The 18,866-nt window shown below is 54.6% G+C and carries 29 protein-coding genes and 1 tRNA gene; 20 read left to right on the top strand and 10 right to left on the bottom strand.

The window, feature by feature from the left end:
• Positions 1-12 precede the first annotated feature (12 nt).
• The 12 genes from H5U02_00260 to H5U02_00205 all read left to right on the top strand — a co-directional run bounded on the left by H5U02_00260 (position 13) and on the right by H5U02_00205 (position 8,498).
• Positions 13-357: a hypothetical protein gene (locus tag H5U02_00260; protein MBC7340884.1), complete on the top strand. Its 345-nt coding sequence runs from the start codon at positions 13-15 to the stop codon at positions 355-357.
• Positions 358-366: 9 nt separating this feature from the next.
• A complete protein-coding gene (locus H5U02_00255; protein ID MBC7340883.1) occupies positions 367-2,319 on the top strand; it encodes a hypothetical protein in 1,953 nt (650 codons plus the stop codon).
• An 11-nt stretch (positions 2,320-2,330) separates the two neighbouring features.
• Positions 2,331-3,131, top strand: a complete 801-nt coding sequence (locus tag H5U02_00250) for a hypothetical protein (GenBank protein MBC7340882.1) — start codon at positions 2,331-2,333, stop codon at positions 3,129-3,131.
• Positions 3,128-3,373, top strand: coding sequence for a hypothetical protein (locus H5U02_00245; GenBank protein ID MBC7340881.1), 246 nt, complete (start codon positions 3,128-3,130; stop codon positions 3,371-3,373). The genes H5U02_00250 and H5U02_00245 overlap by 4 nt, the downstream gene beginning before the upstream one ends.
• Complete coding sequence (locus H5U02_00240) at positions 3,370-4,620, top strand: hypothetical protein (GenBank protein MBC7340880.1); 1,251 nt, start codon at positions 3,370-3,372, stop codon at positions 4,618-4,620. The genes H5U02_00245 and H5U02_00240 overlap by 4 nt, the downstream gene beginning before the upstream one ends.
• Before the next feature lie 169 nt (positions 4,621-4,789).
• Entirely contained in the window at positions 4,790-5,695 is a 906-nt protein-coding gene (locus tag H5U02_00235) for a hypothetical protein (GenBank protein ID MBC7340879.1), read from the top strand.
• 11 nt (positions 5,696-5,706) lie between these two features.
• Positions 5,707-6,207, top strand: a complete 501-nt coding sequence (locus H5U02_00230; protein MBC7340878.1) for an Ig-like domain repeat protein — start codon at positions 5,707-5,709, stop codon at positions 6,205-6,207.
• Positions 6,204-6,368, top strand: coding sequence for a hypothetical protein (locus H5U02_00225; protein ID MBC7340877.1), 165 nt, complete (start codon positions 6,204-6,206; stop codon positions 6,366-6,368). The genes H5U02_00230 and H5U02_00225 overlap by 4 nt, the downstream gene beginning before the upstream one ends.
• A 27-nt stretch (positions 6,369-6,395) precedes the next feature.
• Positions 6,396-6,800: a phage holin family protein gene (locus H5U02_00220; GenBank protein ID MBC7340876.1), complete on the top strand. Its 405-nt coding sequence runs from the start codon at positions 6,396-6,398 to the stop codon at positions 6,798-6,800.
• A 425-nt stretch (positions 6,801-7,225) separates the two neighbouring features.
• Positions 7,226-8,089 carry a glucosaminidase domain-containing protein gene (locus tag H5U02_00215; GenBank protein MBC7340875.1) on the top strand — a complete coding sequence of 288 codons (864 nt, stop codon included), beginning with the start codon at positions 7,226-7,228 and terminating at the stop codon, positions 8,087-8,089.
• A gap of 11 nt (positions 8,090-8,100) precedes the next feature.
• Positions 8,101-8,436 (top strand): hypothetical protein, encoded by a 336-nt coding sequence (locus tag H5U02_00210; protein MBC7340874.1) that lies wholly within the window; start codon positions 8,101-8,103, stop codon positions 8,434-8,436.
• Positions 8,427-8,498 (top strand) — tRNA-Thr (locus H5U02_00205). Before H5U02_00210 ends, H5U02_00205 begins: the two co-directional genes overlap by 10 nt.
• 53 nt (positions 8,499-8,551) lie before the next feature.
• On the opposite strand, the gene H5U02_00200 is transcribed toward H5U02_00205, so the two are convergent.
• The 10 genes from H5U02_00200 to H5U02_00155 form a co-directional block, all read right to left on the bottom strand.
• Positions 8,552-9,040: an EXLDI protein gene (locus H5U02_00200; GenBank protein MBC7340873.1), complete on the bottom strand. Its 489-nt coding sequence runs from the start codon at positions 9,038-9,040 to the stop codon at positions 8,552-8,554.
• Positions 9,041-9,044: 4 nt separating this feature from the next.
• Complete coding sequence (locus H5U02_00195; protein MBC7340872.1) at positions 9,045-9,434, bottom strand: hypothetical protein; 390 nt, start codon at positions 9,432-9,434, stop codon at positions 9,045-9,047.
• Between the two features lie 32 nt (positions 9,435-9,466).
• A complete protein-coding gene (locus H5U02_00190; protein MBC7340871.1) occupies positions 9,467-9,751 on the bottom strand; it encodes a hypothetical protein in 285 nt (94 codons plus the stop codon).
• A 47-nt stretch (positions 9,752-9,798) separates the two neighbouring features.
• Positions 9,799-10,143, bottom strand: coding sequence for a hypothetical protein (locus tag H5U02_00185; GenBank protein MBC7340870.1), 345 nt, complete (start codon positions 10,141-10,143; stop codon positions 9,799-9,801).
• 14 nt (positions 10,144-10,157) lie between these two features.
• Positions 10,158-10,430 (bottom strand): hypothetical protein, encoded by a 273-nt coding sequence (locus H5U02_00180; GenBank protein MBC7340869.1) that lies wholly within the window; start codon positions 10,428-10,430, stop codon positions 10,158-10,160.
• A 188-nt stretch (positions 10,431-10,618) separates the two neighbouring features.
• A complete protein-coding gene (locus tag H5U02_00175; GenBank protein MBC7340868.1) occupies positions 10,619-11,266 on the bottom strand; it encodes a hypothetical protein in 648 nt (215 codons plus the stop codon).
• A gap of 333 nt (positions 11,267-11,599) precedes the next feature.
• Positions 11,600-12,766 (bottom strand): site-specific integrase, encoded by a 1,167-nt coding sequence (locus tag H5U02_00170; GenBank protein ID MBC7340867.1) that lies wholly within the window; start codon positions 12,764-12,766, stop codon positions 11,600-11,602.
• A 21-nt stretch (positions 12,767-12,787) separates the two neighbouring features.
• On the bottom strand, positions 12,788-13,957 hold the full coding sequence (locus H5U02_00165; GenBank protein MBC7340866.1) for a type I restriction enzyme HsdR N-terminal domain-containing protein: 1,170 nt from the start codon (positions 13,955-13,957) through the stop codon (positions 12,788-12,790).
• Positions 13,958-13,969: 12 nt separating this feature from the next.
• Entirely contained in the window at positions 13,970-14,410 is a 441-nt protein-coding gene (locus tag H5U02_00160) for an ImmA/IrrE family metallo-endopeptidase (protein ID MBC7340865.1), read from the bottom strand.
• A 7-nt stretch (positions 14,411-14,417) separates the two neighbouring features.
• Positions 14,418-14,768, bottom strand: a complete 351-nt coding sequence (locus H5U02_00155) for a helix-turn-helix transcriptional regulator (GenBank protein ID MBC7340864.1) — start codon at positions 14,766-14,768, stop codon at positions 14,418-14,420.
• A gap of 127 nt (positions 14,769-14,895) precedes the next feature.
• On the opposite strand from H5U02_00155, the gene H5U02_00150 reads away from it, so the two are divergent.
• From H5U02_00150 to H5U02_00115, 8 genes are all read left to right on the top strand, one after another.
• The gene (locus tag H5U02_00150) at positions 14,896-15,126 is read left to right on the top strand and encodes a helix-turn-helix transcriptional regulator (protein MBC7340863.1); all 231 of its coding nucleotides are present in this window, start codon (positions 14,896-14,898) and stop codon (positions 15,124-15,126) included.
• Between the two features lie 42 nt (positions 15,127-15,168).
• Positions 15,169-15,456 (top strand): helix-turn-helix domain-containing protein, encoded by a 288-nt coding sequence (locus tag H5U02_00145; protein MBC7340862.1) that lies wholly within the window; start codon positions 15,169-15,171, stop codon positions 15,454-15,456.
• Between the two features lie 5 nt (positions 15,457-15,461).
• A complete protein-coding gene (locus H5U02_00140; protein ID MBC7340861.1) occupies positions 15,462-15,683 on the top strand; it encodes a hypothetical protein in 222 nt (73 codons plus the stop codon).
• A gap of 117 nt (positions 15,684-15,800) precedes the next feature.
• Positions 15,801-16,052, top strand: coding sequence for a helix-turn-helix transcriptional regulator (locus H5U02_00135; protein MBC7340860.1), 252 nt, complete (start codon positions 15,801-15,803; stop codon positions 16,050-16,052).
• On the top strand, positions 16,053-16,529 hold the full coding sequence (locus tag H5U02_00130) for a hypothetical protein (protein ID MBC7340859.1): 477 nt from the start codon (positions 16,053-16,055) through the stop codon (positions 16,527-16,529). It abuts the gene before it with no gap.
• On the top strand, positions 16,526-16,684 hold the full coding sequence (locus H5U02_00125; protein ID MBC7340858.1) for a hypothetical protein: 159 nt from the start codon (positions 16,526-16,528) through the stop codon (positions 16,682-16,684). The genes H5U02_00130 and H5U02_00125 overlap by 4 nt, the downstream gene beginning before the upstream one ends.
• Positions 16,681-16,878 carry a hypothetical protein gene (locus H5U02_00120; GenBank protein ID MBC7340857.1) on the top strand — a complete coding sequence of 66 codons (198 nt, stop codon included), beginning with the start codon at positions 16,681-16,683 and terminating at the stop codon, positions 16,876-16,878. Before H5U02_00125 ends, H5U02_00120 begins: the two co-directional genes overlap by 4 nt.
• A 3-nt stretch (positions 16,879-16,881) precedes the next feature.
• On the top strand, positions 16,882-18,846 hold the full coding sequence (locus H5U02_00115; protein ID MBC7340856.1) for an AAA family ATPase: 1,965 nt from the start codon (positions 16,882-16,884) through the stop codon (positions 18,844-18,846).
• Positions 18,847-18,866: the final 20 nt, after the last annotated feature.

Raw genomic sequence — 18,866 nt, 5'->3', positions numbered from 1 at the left:
CACCTCTTGGGAGTGAGCATAAACGGAACCCAAATCAAGACCCCAACCGAGCTTAAGGTTGGGGTCTTTCGATTGACGAAAGCAGAACGGCTTGCCTCCGGCAAGATGGCCATGGAGATTATAGCCGTCAAGCGGCGGCTGGACATGCGCTGGGAGATTATTGCCAACAGCGACCTGCAAACCATCTTGAACATCCTGGAGAGCAAGGTTTTCCATACCGTGCAGTATCCTGACCCTCAAAAAGGCGAGACTGCCACCATAACGGCCTACGTGGGCGACATAAACCAGGCGGCCTGGCAGAAGATAGCCGGAACCCGGTACTGGAAAGATGTTTCACTGGCGCTTATCGAGCAGTAGGTGGTGCGCATGTACCCCGTAACACAGGATTTCCTCGACAAAATCAGAGCTAGCGAGCGGCGAGTGCTGGGACGCATACAAATCGATTACACGGATCCTTTTCTGGACCAGTCCATCACCGTTACCGCTTCTGAACAGGCTAACGTATCCTACCCCTCCCAGACCGCCGACGCCGTTGCTGAGCCTTTTGCAAAGATAGCAAGCTTGGACGGCTCATGGGTACTAGACGGTACCTTTGCACTTGCACCAGACCCGAGCGAAGCAGAAACCCGCCAGATGGGCTGGTGGGGGAGCCAGCTTGCCGGAGCGGATGGCAGCTTTGTATCGCCGTACCCGACGCTGACGGTGACGTTTTTCAGCCGCCCGATTACCCAGCTGAAGGTTGTCGGGGATCCTAAACGCGGTGAGTACCCCGTTGATTTCGTGATAAAGCTTTACGACAGTGCAAATACGGTGCTCTATACAGAAACGGTCACCGGGAATACCCTGGTAACCTGGCAAAAGACGCTTGCGAGCGCGGTGACCCAGGTCACGAAGATGACGCTCGAAATAAGCAAATGGAGCCATCCCGGTCGGCAGGTGAAGATACTGGAGTTCTTCACCAGCATTCAGGAGACCTATGAGGGCGATGACGTTATCCTCATCCACCTGCTGGAGGAGCGGGAGGTTAGTCAAGGAAGCCTGCCCGTCGGCAATATCAGCGCCAACGAGATAGACGTACGGCTGGACAACAGCACCCGAAAGTTTGATGTCGGGAATACGCAATCGCCGCTTTATCAGCTCCTGAAGCAAAATCGCAGAATAAGGGCCTGGTTGGGGGTGCAAGTAGGCGCAGATATCGAATACGTGCCCCTGGGTGTATTCTGGTCCGGCGACTGGTCGGTTCCTGAAGATGGTATATACGCCCAGACAACCGGCCGGGACAGGCTAGAACATCTGCGGGTGAGCACCTATTCCACTTCACAGGTGCAGGTAAATAAGACCCTGTATGACCTTGCTGTAGCCGTGCTCCAGGATGCAGGCCTGAAACCGGAAGAATACTGGGTAGATACCGAACTCCAGCAGTACACCGTTCCCTACGCCTATTTCGAGCCGCAAAGCCACCGGGAGGCACTGCGTAAGATAGCGGAAGCCTGCCTAGGCCAGGTCTATGCCGACAGGAACGGCGTAATCCGGGTGGAAGGGCCATCATACCTAACTGCCAGTCCGGTTACCAGGCAGTATTTTATCCAGGGTAGCGCATTCCCGGCAAACATTGATGTTATTGACGCCTACGGAATAGGTCTGGATGACTTCTTCCGCAAGGATAACCCGGTAAAATGGAGCGAAATCGCCAACTACATCGAGGTCGAGACGCAGCCGCTACGGCCCGTTACTACGGCTCAGGAAGTCTACCGGAGCAATGAGCCAGCCACTATTCCTGCCGGCGGGCAAAAGTCATTAACTGTATACTACAACGAAGTTCCTTGCATTGAGGCTTCGGCCTCTCTAGAGGGCGCAACTAACACAACAATAAGCAGTGTAACGTACTACGCTTGGGGGGCTGACCTTACCTTGTCAAACAGCGGCGCTTCCGATGAAAGCGTAATAGTAGTAATAAATGCAAAACCGCTGAAAGTGCTGAACAAAGAAAAAGCGATAGCTCAGGATAGTGCCAGCATTACCGACAACGGATTAATTAAATATACCTTCCCCGGAAACCCACTGGTGCAAACGCTTTCGATGGCACAAACGATAGCGGATAAACTGCTGGCGAGTTTTAAGAACCCCCGACGGGACGTGGAGGTAGAATGGCGGGGCAACCCGGCCCTGCTTCTGGGCGATGTTATATGCGTTCCGGATTACCAGCGGGATGGTGAAGATGTGCGAGGTTACTTCTGGGTTACCAGACAAGAACTTGAGTTTGCCGGTGCATTGCGGGCGAAGCTTACCGGAAGAAGAGCTGGCGAGTTAAGGGCTTAGGAGGTGGATATATGGCTTATAATACCAAGAACATTATCCGTGACGCGGCTGGCGCTCCCGTGCCGCAGTATTTTAACCCCACTACCGATGCTTACGAACCTCTCTATGGCCGCAACAATGCGAATAGGGTTGAATTGTACGGCCCGGACGGGAATCCGATTTCCACAACCTCGGGCAAGCTCGATGTCCGGGCCAGCGAGATCGAGGCTCTAGCTGGCGCATTAACCGACGCCGCTGTAACAGATCCAGCAGCCAGCGCGACCATCATCGCGCTCCTGAAAGGGCTTCTCAAACAGCACCAGGGTGGCGGTACAGTCAAAGACCAGGTGGACGTTATAGACCGGGCTACCCGCGCCCTTGGCAAGATTATCGCCGAAGATAACGCCATTGCCGCTCTAGGGGCGCTTGCGGCCACTGCCGTGATTGATCCGGCAGCTTCGGCCAGCGTGATCGCACTCCTGAAAGGCCTGCTCAAGCAGCTCCAGGGAACCGGGACAGGTTCCGCCCCTGTTCAACTAACGGGCAGTTATGCAACAATAGATTCTGCCCCTGTTGTTGGTGCAAAGACCGTGACCACCACGGCGGCAGAGCTCTTTGCGAGTGCTTCACGGCTGGCCAACCGCTATGCCATGATCGTGTACAATGAATCTTCTGTTCCCGTTTACTGGGGGCCCTCAGGAGTGACTGCAGCAACAGGCTTTCCCTTATTGCCGCAGGACTCGGTTGTGTTCCAGTTCAACTCATCTGTAGCCACAGCGATTTACTTTATCGCCGCTTCTAACGCGGCTGTCAGGGTGGTGGAATTAGCATGACTTATGAAATTGTAATTAGCAATATTGGCGACTGGCTATGGCAGGCGGATATAACAGTAAAAGATGAAGCAAGCAATGTGGTGCTGGAGGGAAGAACAACTGTTTCTTGCGAGACAGAGCAAGAAGTATACGAGTATGCCGAAAAAGTGTTTCTGCCGGATTTGCGGATGAACTTTCCGAAACAGATTGGAGGGGTTGTTTTCCCGTGGGAAGTGCAAGAACCGGCAGGTGAGCCAGCATGATCCAGGTAATCAGGCGTTCAATCGTTGACATTTACAGTCGATATAGCTTTAGCCGCCAAAGCTTGGCTTATGATAGCAAAGGGAAGCTTTATCACCTCCATAATGCCCGCTACGAGACTGGCAAATTCGGCCAGGCGGTGATGGTGGAGGAGGGGACGACGAACAAGCTGGCCAATGGTGACTGTGAGATTGCTGTTCCGACTCTAGGGGGAGTTGCTGGAAGTCATGCGGGGATAGCTACACCTACTTTAGATACTGCCCAGAAATTTGGCGGTGCAAGTTCATTAAAGATTACTACAGATGCAACGGCAGGAAGAGTAGATAGGTACTTTGGGTTGGGCTCACAAGCAAGTTTAAATGGTTTAACTGCTGGAGCGGTTTACGCTTTTTCTGTCTACGTTTATATTCCTTCTGCTTCAGGGATAAACCCTAGCAAAGTATACTTGAGGGCGTTTGACCATAATACGGTGGGCTATCAGGAAACTAATAGTCAAGCGGCAACCGCTACTGATACCTGGCAAAGGTTAACCGTTATACGGACAATGCGGAGCGATGCGGATGCTATTTTCTTCCGCATAGAAATCTACCAGGATATTACCAATGCAAGTATCTATGTTGATAATTTACAAGTTGAGCAGAAAGCATATGCAACATCATTTCATCCTTCCACCCGCTCCCCCGAAACCCTGACCATCCCCACGGCGGGGGTGCTGTCGGCGGGTGGCCCTTGGACTATTGAATGGCTTGGAAGAACTAACGTTAGTGGAGTTACTTATCGTGTTCCTATAGCACTTGTTAAGGGCACTGGGGCAAATGCGGCCAACCGCTACATTGATGTAGCCTTAGACGGTAGTAATCGGCCTTATATCTCGTACTGGAACGGAAGTACGGTTGTAGCAAAAACAGGCAGTACACTTTCTGAACCGACAACTATGCACTATTGGGCGCTAACGTATGACGGAACAACTGTTAAATTGTTTGTAGACGGAGTTGCAGTTATTATCACAGCAGCAACGCTAGCTGGTAACTTTCCTGACGAGTTGTTTGTTGGTTTTTGGGACGGAAATACCTACTACTGGAATGGTCTTATCGACGACCTCCGCATCTCCAGCCGTGCCCGCACAGATGCAGAGATAGCGGATGCCTATGCCAGCAATGCGCCACTGCCCGTGGACGCAGATACGACCTTAAAACTTGATTTCGATGGCCCTGATGCACAGAGGGCAGCGAAAGTGTTGGTTGCATAACTAACGGGGAGCGAATGTTGAATAAGGCCGGGGTAACCCGGCGTTACTTTTGGCTGACAGGATAACCGTGGTGGATAAGAACGAGCGGAACGATTACTTTGTGACCAAGCAAGAGCTGGAATTCAGTGGCGCTTTACGAGCGAAACTTTCGGGAAGGAGGGCAAGCTAAGTGGGAACTGCACCGACTGGCTACCAAACCCCAAAAACCAACTGGGCCGCCGGGAACATTCCGACGGCCCAAGATTTCAACCGGATAGAAGGTAATGTCCAAGCCGTGGAGGAAGGTTCCCGCACTATTGACCCGACTCAGGCACCAACCAGCAACATCGGGACCCTGCGCCAACTGCTGGACTGGTTTGCCAACAGGATAAAGGCCATCACCGGCAAGACCAACTGGTATGATGCGCCAGACCTCACGCTGGCAGACCTCAAGGCCCACAAAAGCCGCCACGCCACCAACGGCCCAGACCCGCTGACGCCGGGGGATATTGGGGCAATCCAAAACGCCGGTGCGACGCCGAGTATAATGGCTGATATCGACGCAAACAAACCTGCTGCAGGTGTGGCGGGAAGAATTTACATCGCCACGGACACTAAAAAGATTTACCGCGACGATGGCACGGCCTGGGCGCAGTTGCCTCTTGACCTACCTGCTGGAGCGACCATCGGCGGCAGCACTGCATGGCATGCAGGCAACGACGGTGCGGGGAGCGGACTAGATGCAGACACCGTCGATGGAATACACGGTGCAAACTTTGGCAGGATCGCCTCTGGCTCGTATGTAGGCGATGGAGCATCCAGCAGAACCATCACTGTTGGATTTACTCCTAAGTTTGTTATCGTAAACACCGGCGTGGCTAATGGCACTGACGGCCACCAAATCAGCCTGCGACCCAGTAGCGGTGCATGGGGGATCTTTGCTGGTCAATATGTTTCGGCAAAGTTTTTTGCTACGAGAAATGCCCCATACCAGATTCCAGGAATAACAACCAACGGCTTTACCGTGGGCTATAGTGCTGATCCTAGCCACCTGAATTACAGTGGTACAACTTATTACTGGGTAGCATTAGGATAGGAGGGAAGTACATGCTGATAATCTACTGCAAATCAGACGGCAAGATTGCCTCAAACAGTGGCACCAACTCTTATCTTCCCGATGGGCCACCATTTGAGGCAGAAGTACAGAATGCCGTTCGGAAGTACGGCGGTACACCGGAAGATTACGCGGAATACAGATTGAACGACAGTAACCCGCTGGTACAGGAGATAATGGAAGCGGGCTCATACGAACTCCTGTTTGATGATAAAAAAACACCTATTGGAGTCAAGACTTATGCCCGGCTTACGGCAGAAGCCGCACCTAATCCGGCGGCAGTAAATGAAACTGTGATAATAACTGCTACTTTGCCTCCGAGTTCACCCGATACAGCAGTGGTGTTCCAATTGGCTGGCGGACAAGCCTATACCGAACCGGTTTTAAACGGGCAGGCAAGCCATGCCTATGCCTTTACCATGCCTGGTGCATACAGCATTGCAGTCTCCAGCGAACACCACGGAGTACAACGGGTAGGGGTGAAAGTGGAATGAAAGAAGTACAGGAAAAAAGGCAGGAAAAAACGGTTACTGTAGTAATACGTGAGCTGACTAAGGAGGAAAAACTCGAAGCCGCTCTCGCCGAACTCCAGGAGCGCGAGGCCGCCCGAGACCCGAAGTGGAAACCCAAACATGATTTGAGGCCGCCGAAGTAGGCGGCTTTTTTGATGGGAGGGGTATTTATGAATGAGCAGGCACTGGTTTGGTTCAAAACCGTCTTTGCGGTCCTTGGTACCGCCATCTCGACTGCACTGGGGGGGTGGGACTTGGCGCTGAAAGTCCTGGTTGTGTTCGTCATATTAGACTATGCAACAGGAGTAACAGCGGCTTGGTTCGAGAGGAAGCTAAACTCTGACATTGGCTTGAAGGGTATTGCCAAGAAAATCCTGCTATTCGTTCCCGTGGCGCTGGGTTACTACCTGGACCAGGTGCTGGGTCAGCAGGTATTCCGCAACCTGGCCATATTCTTCTACCTGGCCAACGAGGGACTGAGCATCATCGAAAACCTTTCCCGGTGCGGCATACCGGTGCCGGATGCCCTGAAGAATGCGCTGGGGCAGTTATCCCAAGAAAAACAAGAACAGTGAAAAGGTGATGGGCTATGTTGGTGTGCATAGATGCTGGCCACGGCATTGAGACGGCAGGCAAAAGGAGCTTTGACGGGACGCTCCGGGAGTACGAGTTCAACCGGGATGTGGCCCAGCGGCTGAAGAAATACCTTGAGCTGGCCGGCGTGAAGGTGGTGCTTACTGCTCCTACTGATGCCGATGTGTCCTTGGCCGAGCGGCGCAGGATAGCAAACGAGGCCAAGGCTGACGTGTTCGTTTCGATTCACGCCAATGCCTATGGCACCACCTGGAATGATGTCCGGGGCTGGGAGATCTACATCTGGAAGCGCGGCGGGCAGGCGGAGAAAATAGCGGAAGCTATCCGGGCCGAAAGCATTCCCCTTCTCGGCCTCAAGGACAGAGGGGTTAAGGAAGAGAACTTTTACGTCCTCCGGGAAACCAACATGCCTGCCGTGCTTATTGAGCATGGGTTTTACACCAACAAGGAAGAATGCGAGCTGTTGAAGTCCGGCGACTTCCGCGAGAAGTGCGCCATCGCCGATGCCAAGGGCATTCTCAGGTGGGCCGGAATACCGTTCGTCCAGGCACCAGTAGGGACACCCATCCTCGGCAGCCCGCAGGCTACTGTTGGGCAGGCCAAAGCGTGGGCGAAAAAGCGCGGGGCCACAGAGGAGTTCATAAACCTTGCCAATCTGTACTGGAGCATAGCTTCTCCTGTCCGGCCCGAAGTGGCCTATGCCCAAGCAGCCAAGGAAACGGGTTTTGGGAAGTTCGGCGGCGCGGTGACTCCCGACATGCACAACCCGTGCGGCCTCAAAGTCACCAAGCCCAAGGGGGATGCGAGGGAAGATCACGCAAGATTTCCCGACTGGCTGACCGGGGTCAAGGCCCACCGCGATCATTTGGCTCTCTATGCTGGGGCTCCTGGTTATCCACTGAAGAATACCCCTGACCCGAGACACTTCGAGAGGATTAAGGGCACGGCAACAACTGTAGAAGCGCTCGGCGGCAAAGATAAATGGGCACCCAACCCGGACTACGGGAAAAGCATAGTCCGGGATTATCTCAGCGATCTCATGGCTACGGAAGAAGATGGTTCCGCCCCTAAGCCGGGAGACAATACTGGAACTCCTGCTCCTGCTACGGATGCCGACAGGCCAAAGGCTGGAGTGGTACTTGTCCCGAATGCGAAGATGCAAAACGTAGCCGGCGAGCTGTGGTTCGGAGACGGGTACAGGGGCCGGGGACTGTATATCTGCGTCGGTAATGGCCGCTGGTACCCGGTGTGGCTCCAGCCGAAGGGTTAGGAGGGACTTACATGTCCTGCCCGGTCGAGCTTGATTGCCCTTTCTATCCTTCCTGCCAGCGTGAGAGCTGGTATATCCAAACCAGAGTGCGAGCGGTTACACCGGGAGAGGCCGAGGAAAAATTCCGCGCCTTGGGTGAAGCCATGGGTTATGAGGTGCTGGCTGTGGCTCTTTTAGGTTCCACCAAGCCGGAAGAGTATGAGGGCAGTATCCGGGTAGCCTCCGGTCCTTATCGAGTAGTCTCAAAGGCATGGTGGGATAGAAAGATAGCCGAAGAGCAGGCAGAGGCACTGCGGAGATTGACGGGGCAGGCAGAATGGCATGTGATTAGAACTGAGCCGCCGTAGCTCAACGGTAGAGCCGCCGACTTGTAATCGGCAGGTTGGGGGTTCAAATCTCCCCGGCGGCTCCGGGAAAAATAAAAAAGCCGGGCTTTCGTGCCCGGCTTTCTCCCGCCTCCTTCTAAACGTCCAATTCCTCGACAGTTTTTAGCCCCAGCGCTTCCCTAGCCCGCTCCAAAATCGATCCAGGCAAGTCCGGGTTGGCATCGGCCAGCTCGCCCAGGCTGGGGTAGACGCGGTAGACGGCAGCAGATTCCTCGCCCTGCCACCTGGACCAGGTTTCCCGGTAGAGTAAGATCTGACCCTTCTTCGTCTGGTAAATGGCCCAGTCCACTCCCCGAGTGTCCCGGTCGGCGTAGGTTCTTCCATCGGCCAGGAGCCGCCCGGTGAACCGGACCTTCTTGGTGTCGGGTTCGCCCTGACCGCCACCCCAGGTGCCAACGGTCAGGGTAATCTCTTCCATTCCCTTCAGCCGCGCCTCCTCCGCCGCCACGTACCGCCGCAACGCCTCGGCGATGGCGGCGGAAAGGCTCTCGGCGGTACCGAGCTTTTCGGCGCGGTCGAAGATTTCAAGGTCGGATTCGCGGATATAAATGGTCTTTGCCGGCATGGTATCACCTCCTTCCAGACACTAGGTACCTAGGCGGGTCATAAGTCGGATCCTTGTTTAGTTCGTCTTGTTCTTTCTCGAACTCCATATACGCCTGTAGGAGGGCTTGCATGCTCTGCTCGGCCTCGGCTGGGTCAAGTACGGAATAATTCGCTCCGTACTTGTCGAATTCGCAGTAGATAAATCTGCACCCATCGGGGCCTTGTCGAACCAAGTACCCCTGGATGTATTCATACTCCGTGACATCATCGACCCAAATGAACAAATCTCCAGGGAGAAGCCTGACTAGACTCCTCTCGGCAGTCCTATGCAGTTGGATCTCTTTCTCGATCCTGATGATGCCGACGGACAGATCGGCATCATCGTCATACAACCCGCGCGCTATCCTGAGCAATTTGCATACCTCCTTCCCCTCGGGCTGGATCGTCATCGGGGATAAATGTGGAACGTATACTCTTCCCCGTCCGGGGAAGTAATGGTGACAATAACTACACGGAAAGTTGCCCAGTGCCCGCGAGCGCTTGCCCCAGCATGGGCAACGACGTCCCGCGAGCGAACTTTCCAGCCTGCCCGCTGTAGCTCCTTGAACCGGAACTCACAGGCTGGCGTTCGGCCAGGGCACTCTGGCCTATCCTGCCAGCATCCTGCGCAGACAAGAGTCCGCGCAGTCTCGGCGGGAGTATTTTCCCGCCTGCAGTTGAACCGCATCATTGTTTCCTCCTTTCCCCTCAGGCCGGGCCGTCATCGGGGTGATGGCCTTAGTCCTCCAGCTTCAAAATACGCTGGAGGACTAGATCTTTCTGCTGAATCAGCTCGGGTATACGCCCGAGCAATTCAGCAAAAAACACCAGATCCCAGCACCGGTCGCACGCGACACCAGGCCGCGCCGACCGGTCTCCCTGGGCCAGGCGCAGGAGCGCGCCTGGCCCGATAACCTCGGAGGGGTCTTCAGTTACCCCTCCGAGATCGGCCCCGCAAATGCTACACCTTAACGGGTGCAGCACGCGGGCGCACTCGGGGCAGACCCATCCGTTGCTGGCCACGGCGAAATTGATCGCCGTGGCGTTTTTGTTTAATTCTTTGCCACAAATTGCGCAGCCCATCTTCTCACCTCCCTTCAGTCCATCCACACAATTTCCGTCCCAGGCAGCGGTTCAATTTCCTGTGCTGCTACCCGGTAGCTCCGGCCACCGTCGCCATACCAGGTTTTCAGTATGGCGACCGGACGGCCGTTCCAAACAACCGTTTCTTCCTCGTGCCCATCCCAGGTTTGCTCCTGAGAGAGTCGAGGAACAACTTGGACATTGTTATCGGTGACGATTTCGATGCAGTCGAGATCTCCCCGATACCCGTCCGGTGCGCGCCGGACTTCGAGCTTCCATGTCTCCATGCCAATCCCTCCTAAAGGTTATGTACTGGAGGCCCCGGGCACTGGCCCGCGACCAGGCTTTGAGCCGCACCCCTCCACCTGGTGGCCCCACCGCTCACGCGCCACCGTGGGGGCTGTGCGGCACCCCGCACGGTGTGGCGGTGTCTCCGGAACCGAGGGGGGAGTTGCACCCCCGCCAGCCTCCACAATCACCAAGTATGTGTTCGTTGTATTTGGATGCTGCCATCTGGCATAGCCAATTGGGTCACGCTATCCAGATCGCATTCCTCACGCGGATCATTGCAGGGCTCCATCCAATGGGCCAGAACCACCGGCCTGCCGGTCGCCTTGGCCTCTTGGAACTTGGCCTGCTGCACGGCCTCGGCTTTGGCCTTAGCCTCAGCCTTGGCCTCGATAGCGGGCCGGGCAAATTCATAGGCCTGCTGATAGGTGAATTCGGTGCCGAGAGCTTCCACTACTTCTTTGTTAACTTTCCAACCCCAGCCCTCGATGTACTTGGCGAGGCCAAGTTCTTCTAGCAACCCAGCGGCTATTCCGCCGGCCATATAGGCGCTCAGGACCTCGCCATCATACCAGTAAACGGTTATCGGGCGGCGGCCTTCAAGAATGTCTTTCCGCTCGGCCTCTTCCCTAGCCTTCCGCTCGGCCTCAGCAGCCTCGCGCCGGGCCTTTTGCTCCTCAGCCCTGCGCAGAAGCTCGGCCTTGATTTCTTCTTTGAGGGCCTTGAGTTCGGCCATAGTCTTGGGCCCAGGCTTGCCCTGGACCATCAAGCGTCCATCGGTTAATAAAATGATCTGCCACTTATCGATTAGCTGGTTTACTCTCTCCTGCATCATTACCTTTCTCCTTTCCGCCCAACCGGGGCTCAACCTTCGTTCTACTATAATTATATACGTATACACGTAGCCGTCAAGGGGTTTTTGAAAAAGATCTAAAAAAATTTTTGGTGGGGTCTTCGCGGCGGGATCGTGTCTGTGTGCCCGATTTGTGCCTGAGGTGGCCTCTTAACCCGTCAAAATGAGTGCAAAGCTGACTAAGCCTGTCACGGAAGCTAGTATTTTCAAGGGATGCAGGAATCGAGATCCGGCAAGAGATGGTCAAAATGCCTGGTCTCCTGCCTTACAAGCAGGGGGTCAGTAGTTCGAATCTACTATCGCCCACCAAGAAAATCAAGGGCTTTGTGGCTCCGGCCCCTCTCCGGGGCCGTTTTTTTGTGCCCGATTTGTGCCCGAGAGGTGCTTGTCCATCTTTTGGGCGGCCTCCCGCATGAGCCTCATCGTGACATGAGCGTATTCCTGGGTAATGCTGGAGCGGGTATGCCCCATCATGGACTGGATAACGTGGGTATCCTCGCCGAGTTCCAAAAGCCGGGTGGCGAAGGTATGCCGCAGACCGTGGAGGGTAACATCTTCCGGGATGCCGGCCTTAGCACGGAGCTGGTAGAACTTGCGGTTGAAATTGCGCGGCATGATAGGCGTCCGTTTTCTGGTGACAAACACTAGGCCGTTTGCTCGGTAGTTCTCTTCGGCTTGCATCCTGTCCCGGTGGTAGGCAAGTACCTGCAGTACTGTGCCCGGCACGGGCACAGGCCGCTTGGAGTGCGCGGTCTTGGGGCCCTGGATCGTCGTACCGGCTTCCGTGGTGTGCGTCAGGCCCCGCTCCACGCGGAGGATACCATTCTCCCAGTCTATGTCGCTCCACCGAAGGGCCAGAACCTCTCCGCGCCGCAAACCTGCACCTAATGCCACCAGAAAGGCAGGCCCCAGGCGGTCCGAAAAGCATGCCTGGATAAAAGCCGCCTCTTCCTCTTGTGTGAGAGCCCGGCGCTTTTGAGGTTCGTAAGTTGGCAGGCGGACTTTGTCCGATGGGTTGTAGGGGATTTTTCGCTCGGCTACGGCCTGCTCAAGGGCGCCGTGGAGTACCTGCTGGACCATGCGGATGCTCCTTGCCGAGACACCGGACTGGTACATCTGAGCATACGCTTTCTGGATGTCGGACGTGCGAAGATCTGCGAGGCGGGTCGCGCCCAGGGCGGGAATAAGGTGATTTCGGGCGTAGCCGTCATAGAGTTCCCACGTGGTTGGCCTCAGCTCTACCTTTTTGTAGTCGTCAAGCCAAATGCGTACCCACTCACCGACCGTCAGCTTGGTGGGCTCAAGGTGCTGTTCTTCGTACTGCTGAAGAAGCCGGCCCAGGAGAGCCTGCGCCTCCGCAAGCCGGCCTCTGACTATCCTCACTACCCGGCGGCGCTTTCCGGTTCCTGGATCGATGCCGGCTTCGACAACAACTCTCCAGACGTTCTCCTGTCCCTTAACTGGTCTGATGTGGCCGGGCATGATGTCACCTCGCGAGACAGTTTATGGCTGGGTTTCTTTGCTTTGTTCTGGCATAACTGCTTTAAAGGCTGTTACGATAAGCTCCTCCAGCTTTACCAGATCATGATAGGAGTTTATGTACACCCTACTTTCTCCAATACCTTTAGGAGCCGGTTCCACTTTAAACCCAGGCGCTAAAGATTGGGCCGTTTCCAGAGGCAGCCTGGTAATAATGTGCTCGTTCGCGCTATCCAGATTGAGCCTAATAAACCAATGAAAGATGTTCTTGGTAAAGATGCCGTAGTAATTCACTGTGTCTTTGGAATTTAGGCTAGACGTATCTAGGCCATGCTTTTCGAGGATGCTCTTGATTAGATCAAAACTAGCTCTTTCTTTTTCGCTGGTAATTATTTTTCTGCCTGCGTCGGTTTCTTCTGGCTCTTTGTCCTCGGTAGTTTTTTCTTCTACTTGATCCGAAGTTTGAGCCACTTCCTCGTTGGATGCAACCTCCTGTGGGAAAAGCCCTTGGCTGACTATCTCAAGTATGGCATGAGAAATTGACTTCTTTACGATAGGTCGGAAACGCTCGATGACATTACTGGTTACCCTTGTATCACTAAAGTCTCTTATCAGAAAGCGTATGAAATCGTCCGGAGGATTCTTAAATAGGTCCTTTAGTTTTGCATTTAGATTGGACGTGTATATTAGTTCTTCGGCATATCTGACTAGCGATTCTGTTTCGAATCGGTCCTTTCTGAAATTCGCCAATATCTCTATATCCGAAGTGGTTAAGTTAGTTATATCAAGAGTCAGAAAAGGCGACTGATCCATAATGTTGTTTGAATTTAGGTCGGTAAAGAACTTGTAGACTACGCCGTTAGTAAGAACAGCAATCCTGACTTCAGGAGTGGCATTAAAATAGCGGGCAAGCTGGGCATCATGGTTTTCCAGATTTTCCGTAACGGACTTTGCTTCTATGAACATTACCGGCGTTCCATCCTTGAATATGGCGTAGTCAACCTTCTCGCCTTTCTTTTTGCCGAAATCAGCTATGTACTCGGGCCTGACTTCGAGAGGATTAAAGACATCAAAGCCTAAAGCTTGGATAAAAGGCATAACCAGGACCTGCTTGCCCATTTCTTCATTGACAACATGGTTTTTCCGCTCGGCGATCTGCGCCGACAGCTTCTGCATGTCCTCTTTAAAACCCATTCGGCGCCCTCCTTACCCTGCCAAACAAATTTGTCGCATGTCCCATAGCCCCATTCTAAACCTCACCATATCCTCCGTGACTTCAAAGTAGTCTGCCAGTTCCCATTGTTCTACTATGCCAAAGCTGAGTGCTCCAAGCAACCTGTCTGCTGGCATTAGGTATTTGGCAGCCCAAACCATGGCCCGGTGCTCAGCTTTGCTTATATCCAGGCGATCCCCGTAGCGGTAAAACATTTTTGGCACAGCCTCGCCAACCGTGGTGAAATGGTGACCGAGTTCTTCCGCCAGCACGCAACGAAAATAGCGTCGGTTCTCGAACAGCGAGTTTGCCAGGCCGATCACCGGCGGCAGGCCGGGAGAGAACCAATAGACGGCTTCAAGCGGAGGCTGAAAATCCCAATATTCAACTTTTATGCCATAAGCATCGGCCAGCTTGAGCAGGGTAAACGGCACCTGGGTGTCACTCCTTCTTCTGGCCGTATTTCTTGATGATGTACTCCTTGAATTCTTCAAGAGAGCGCTGGGCTTCGGGAGGCAGGTCAGCTATAGGGTCGTCCCGCCGGTGGGCGGCAAGGGTCTCGTAACGGTTTTTGTCTACAGGAGGAACAGGATTATCCGTCCGGCCAAGAAGGTAATCTATAGAAATGTTGAGGTGGTCGGCAATTTTAGCCACGGTTTCTAAATCCGGAACATGGGTATTACTCTCCCACTGTGATACCGTGGATTTTCCTACGTGAACTACTTTCCCTATGTCTTCCTGACGCAGACCACGTTCTGTTCTTATCTTTTTTAGTCGTTCGCCAAAAGTCATTATTACCACCCACTTTCAAGTATAGTTCAGGTAACCTGAAATTACAATTTGGTTCAGGAAAAATAAATTTACCCCTTGACAGGTTCAGATTGGCTAAACTATAATGGGTTCAGAGGCGGTGAACCGGATGCATAAGTTAGAGCAAATCAGGAATCAGCTTCAAATCAGCAAGACGGAAATGGCCAAGAGACTAGGGATTTCAAAAAGCAATTATTCTATGATTATCCACGGACAACATGGCCTTTCTAAACGTGTTGCGCTGAAAGTCTATCAGGAATTCAACATTCCGTTAGAAGATTTGCTGTGCGCTAAAGTTCAGCGAGGGGAAACCCAGCCCACCGGCACGGATGGTGCTTAATGCGCCCATTTGTGCCGGTTTTTGCCGTTAGGAGAGGTAAACATGGCCGACATAAAAGAAGCGGCTCCGCTTGCTTTCTCAATCAAAGAAACCGCCCGCCTGCTCAACCTGTCCGAGCGGACTGTGTACGACATGGTCTACACGGGCCAGCTCCCGGCAAAGCGGATCGTGACCAGCCGGGGGCAGGGCAAGGGCGGGAAGTACATCATCCCGAAGTGGGCCCTGGATGAGTGGCTGGCCACCCCGGATGAGCCGAGGATGGAGCGGAACTTGAGGCTCCTATGGGAACGGGAGGCCAAGCGGAAGAAGAGAGCAACCGGGAGGAGGTGATTTGTATGGTATGCCCGTTTAAGCTCGTTCAAAACCCGTGCGGCAACGCTGATTACAGTTATGTGAAATGTGAGCCGGAGTGCGCCTTGTATATTAGCGGTGATACTGGCGAATCGCCGCGTTGTGCCCTGGCAACTATCGCCCTTGCTTTGGGGCAACTTGTATCAGAGGTGAATTACCTGGCAGATGACATGCTCACCATACGGGGTCGGCTTAAGGGGCGGTAGGTAGCAGGCCCCGCGGAGGGCAACTTGGGGGCCGCTGGTGGGTTACGCCTCATAAGTTACCAGCGGCGCGGAGGCCTGTCCATAAAACTGCGCTACCTGTGAAGGGAGGTGAAGCCGTTGGACATAGGAGCGAAGATCCGGCGCATCCGGGAACGGGCAGAAGTACCCGCCTGCGTGCTGGCCCAGCGCGCTCACATATCGCCGTCCTACCTGTGCGACATCGAGCACGGGAGACGGCGGGCGACATGCGACGTGGTGGCCTGCATATCTCGGGTGCTGGGCCGGAGCGACCTATTAGAAGACTGCTTGCTGGAGTGCCCGGTTTACCGCGAGTGGGTGCGGCACCGGGACGTGAGGAAGGTGGCCTAGATGAGTGCTGTTGTCGTTGACTTTCTCCAAAAGAGAAAAGAAAAAGCCGCATTCAGCGCGGCTCAAACCCCTCGCCTCCAGGTTACCACCACGGAGGGCGGCTGTCAAGTCGTCTCGCTTGAGAGCCGCCGGGTGGCAGTTCAGACTGCCGAGCTGACCCTGCGGATGTGGCTCAGGCGGGGCGACCTGTTTTCCCACGTCACCATGCGGAGGGCCCTCGCCGGCCTTCTGGAGTCCGAGGGCCTGACCCGCCTCGATACCCGGACCTTCCGCGTATACCTGACTTCCGAAGAGGAAGGCTGGGTTTGGATCGAGCCCAAGCGCACGGTCGTCCTTGAGGCCTGCCCGGACTGCGGTTCCGACATGCGGAGATGGCGGTATCTTTGCACCCAGCAGGAGGGCCACGAATGGGGCCTCTGGTCGTGGGGGTGTAAAGAGTGCGGGGCGGTCTTTAACCGGTGGGAGGTGTCGGAATGAGTTCGCTTGACCGGTTCCTTGAGGCTGCCGCCCGTCTGCTTGAAGACGAGCGCGCGGCGCTCAGGATAGCATGGGTGACTAACCTGCTGGCCGGGGGTACGGTACTGTACCTGTTCTGGCAGTTAGTCCGCATGGGAAGGAGCCTGGGACTATGAATGATAACGAGCTGTACGAGGCCATCGAGCGGGCCCTTATTAAGTGCAACGTATACCATGATGATATCTCCGATGATATCTCCTGGATGGCCGGGGTGATTTTCCGCGAGATCCGGCCGGAGATAGAAGAGCAGATAATCGATGTTGTCATGGCGGGAGAGAATCTGCGGCGCGTACTGGAAGGAAGGAGGTAGGCGATGAGGCTCATAAGGCTGACCCTCAGAAACTTTAAGGGCATCAGAGATTTTACCTTGGAAGCCGATGGCTATGATGTTGACATCTACGGTGACAACGCCACCGGCAAGACCACCCTTTTCGATGCCTTCCTCTGGCTGCTTTTCGACAAGGACAGCCAGAACCGGAAGGATTTTGAGATCAAGACCCTAGGGCCAGATGGCCAGCCCGTCCATGGACTGGACCATGAAGTTGAAGCAGTCCTGGAAGCCGGCGGAAGGTCCATCACCTTGAAGAAGGTTTTCAAGGAGAAGTGGACCAAGAAGCGGGGTTCTGCCACTGCCGAGTTTACCGGGCACACCACCGATTACTACATCGACGGTGTGCCGGTTAAGAAGAACGAATACGATGCAAGGGTAGCCCAGATCGCCGATGAGGCCGTCTTTAAACTTCTAACCAACCCCACCTACTTTAACGAACAGCTTCACTGGCAGGAGCGCCGCAGAATCCTGCTTGAAGTTTGTGGCGATATTTCTGACCAAGAAGTCATTGCCTCCGATAAAAGCCTATCTAGACTGCCGGAAATCCTGCAGGGCCGCAAGCTAGATGACCACCGCAAGGTAATCATGGCCAGAAGGACCGAGATTAACAAGGAATTGGAGCGGATCCCGGTCCGCATCGACGAGGTTCAGCAGGGATTGCCCAAACTGGATACGTCGGCTACCAAGGGGACACTGGCCGATGATATCGCCCGCGCCAAAGCGGAGCGGGCCAAGAAGCAAGAAGAGTTGGCCCAGCTAAAGAGCGGTGGTCCGACGGCTGAAGCCGTAAGCAAAATGTGGGAGATCGAGGGCCAAATGCTACGGCTAAAGCAGACTGTCGCAAAGGCCGTTGAGTCCGAGCTTGCGCAGACCAGAGCCAGTTACGAGACGCTGCAATCGCAGCTCTCGGAAGTGCGGGCGAAACTGATGGAAAACGAGCAAAAAGCGGATAGCTACGCCCTGCACATAAGAAAGCTCGAAGCCGATATGGCCGAGCTTCGGAAAGAATGGTACCGGGTTGATGCCGAGGCCTTTGAAGGGCCTGATATCTGCCCCACCTGCGGCCAACCACTGCCCCAGGAGCAGATCGAGGAGGCCCGGTCCAATTTCAATCGACAGAAAGCGGAGCGGCTGGAAGCCATCAATAAACAGGGCAGAGCCGCAAAAGCCGAAGCCGAGCGCCTGGCCGGGGAGATCGCCAAGTTGGGCCAGGAGCGCGAAGAACTCAAAAAGGCAATAGACGCCCTTACGGCCAAGGCTGCCAAGCTCAGGCAGCAGATAGAGCGTTTGAGCCAACCCCTCGATATCTCATCTGATCCAAAGTGGATTGCCCTGCAGAAATCCCGGGACGAGCTCGAAAAGCAGGTGAGCGCTATCAAGGCCGGCAACACCGAAGCCGTTTACAGGCTCGAACAGGACATAGCTACTCTGGATGCGGCTGTGGAAGCGCTGGAAAAGGCCATGGCCCAGATCGATGCCCGGGACCGCGGGCTGGCCAGAATTGAAGAGCTGAAGGCCGAAGAGCGCAAGCTGGCGGCGGAATACGAACGGCTGGAGCAGGAGCTTTACATGACCGAGCAGTTTATCCGTACCAAGGTCCGGCTCCTGGAAGAGAAGATTAACAGTCGCTTCAAGCTGGCGAGGTTCAAGCTCTTCGATGTCCAGGTGAACGGCGGCGTGGTGGAGTGCTGCGAAACGCTGTATCAGGGTGTACCCTACAGCGGCGGGCTTAACAATGCCGCGCGAATCAACGTGGGCCTCGACATCATTAATGTCCTTTCGGAGCATTACGGTTTTGATGCGCCTGTATTTATCGACAACGCCGAAGCCATCACATGCCTTCTCCCTACTCGGGGCCAGCAGATAAGGCTGTTCGTCAGCGAGGCGGATAAAGCGCTGAGGGTTGAAGTAAACGACCAAGGTATCGCGTACAAGGAGGCGGTCTAAGTTGGCACAAGAAGTGGTAC

This window comes from Clostridia bacterium (assembly GCA_014360065.1).
In the GTDB taxonomy this organism is placed as follows: Bacteria; Bacillota; DSM-521; order Neomoorellales; family JACIYF01; genus JACIYF01.
Note: the sequence above shows the minus strand (reverse complement) of the source record. Positions and strands in the feature narration are given on the sequence as shown.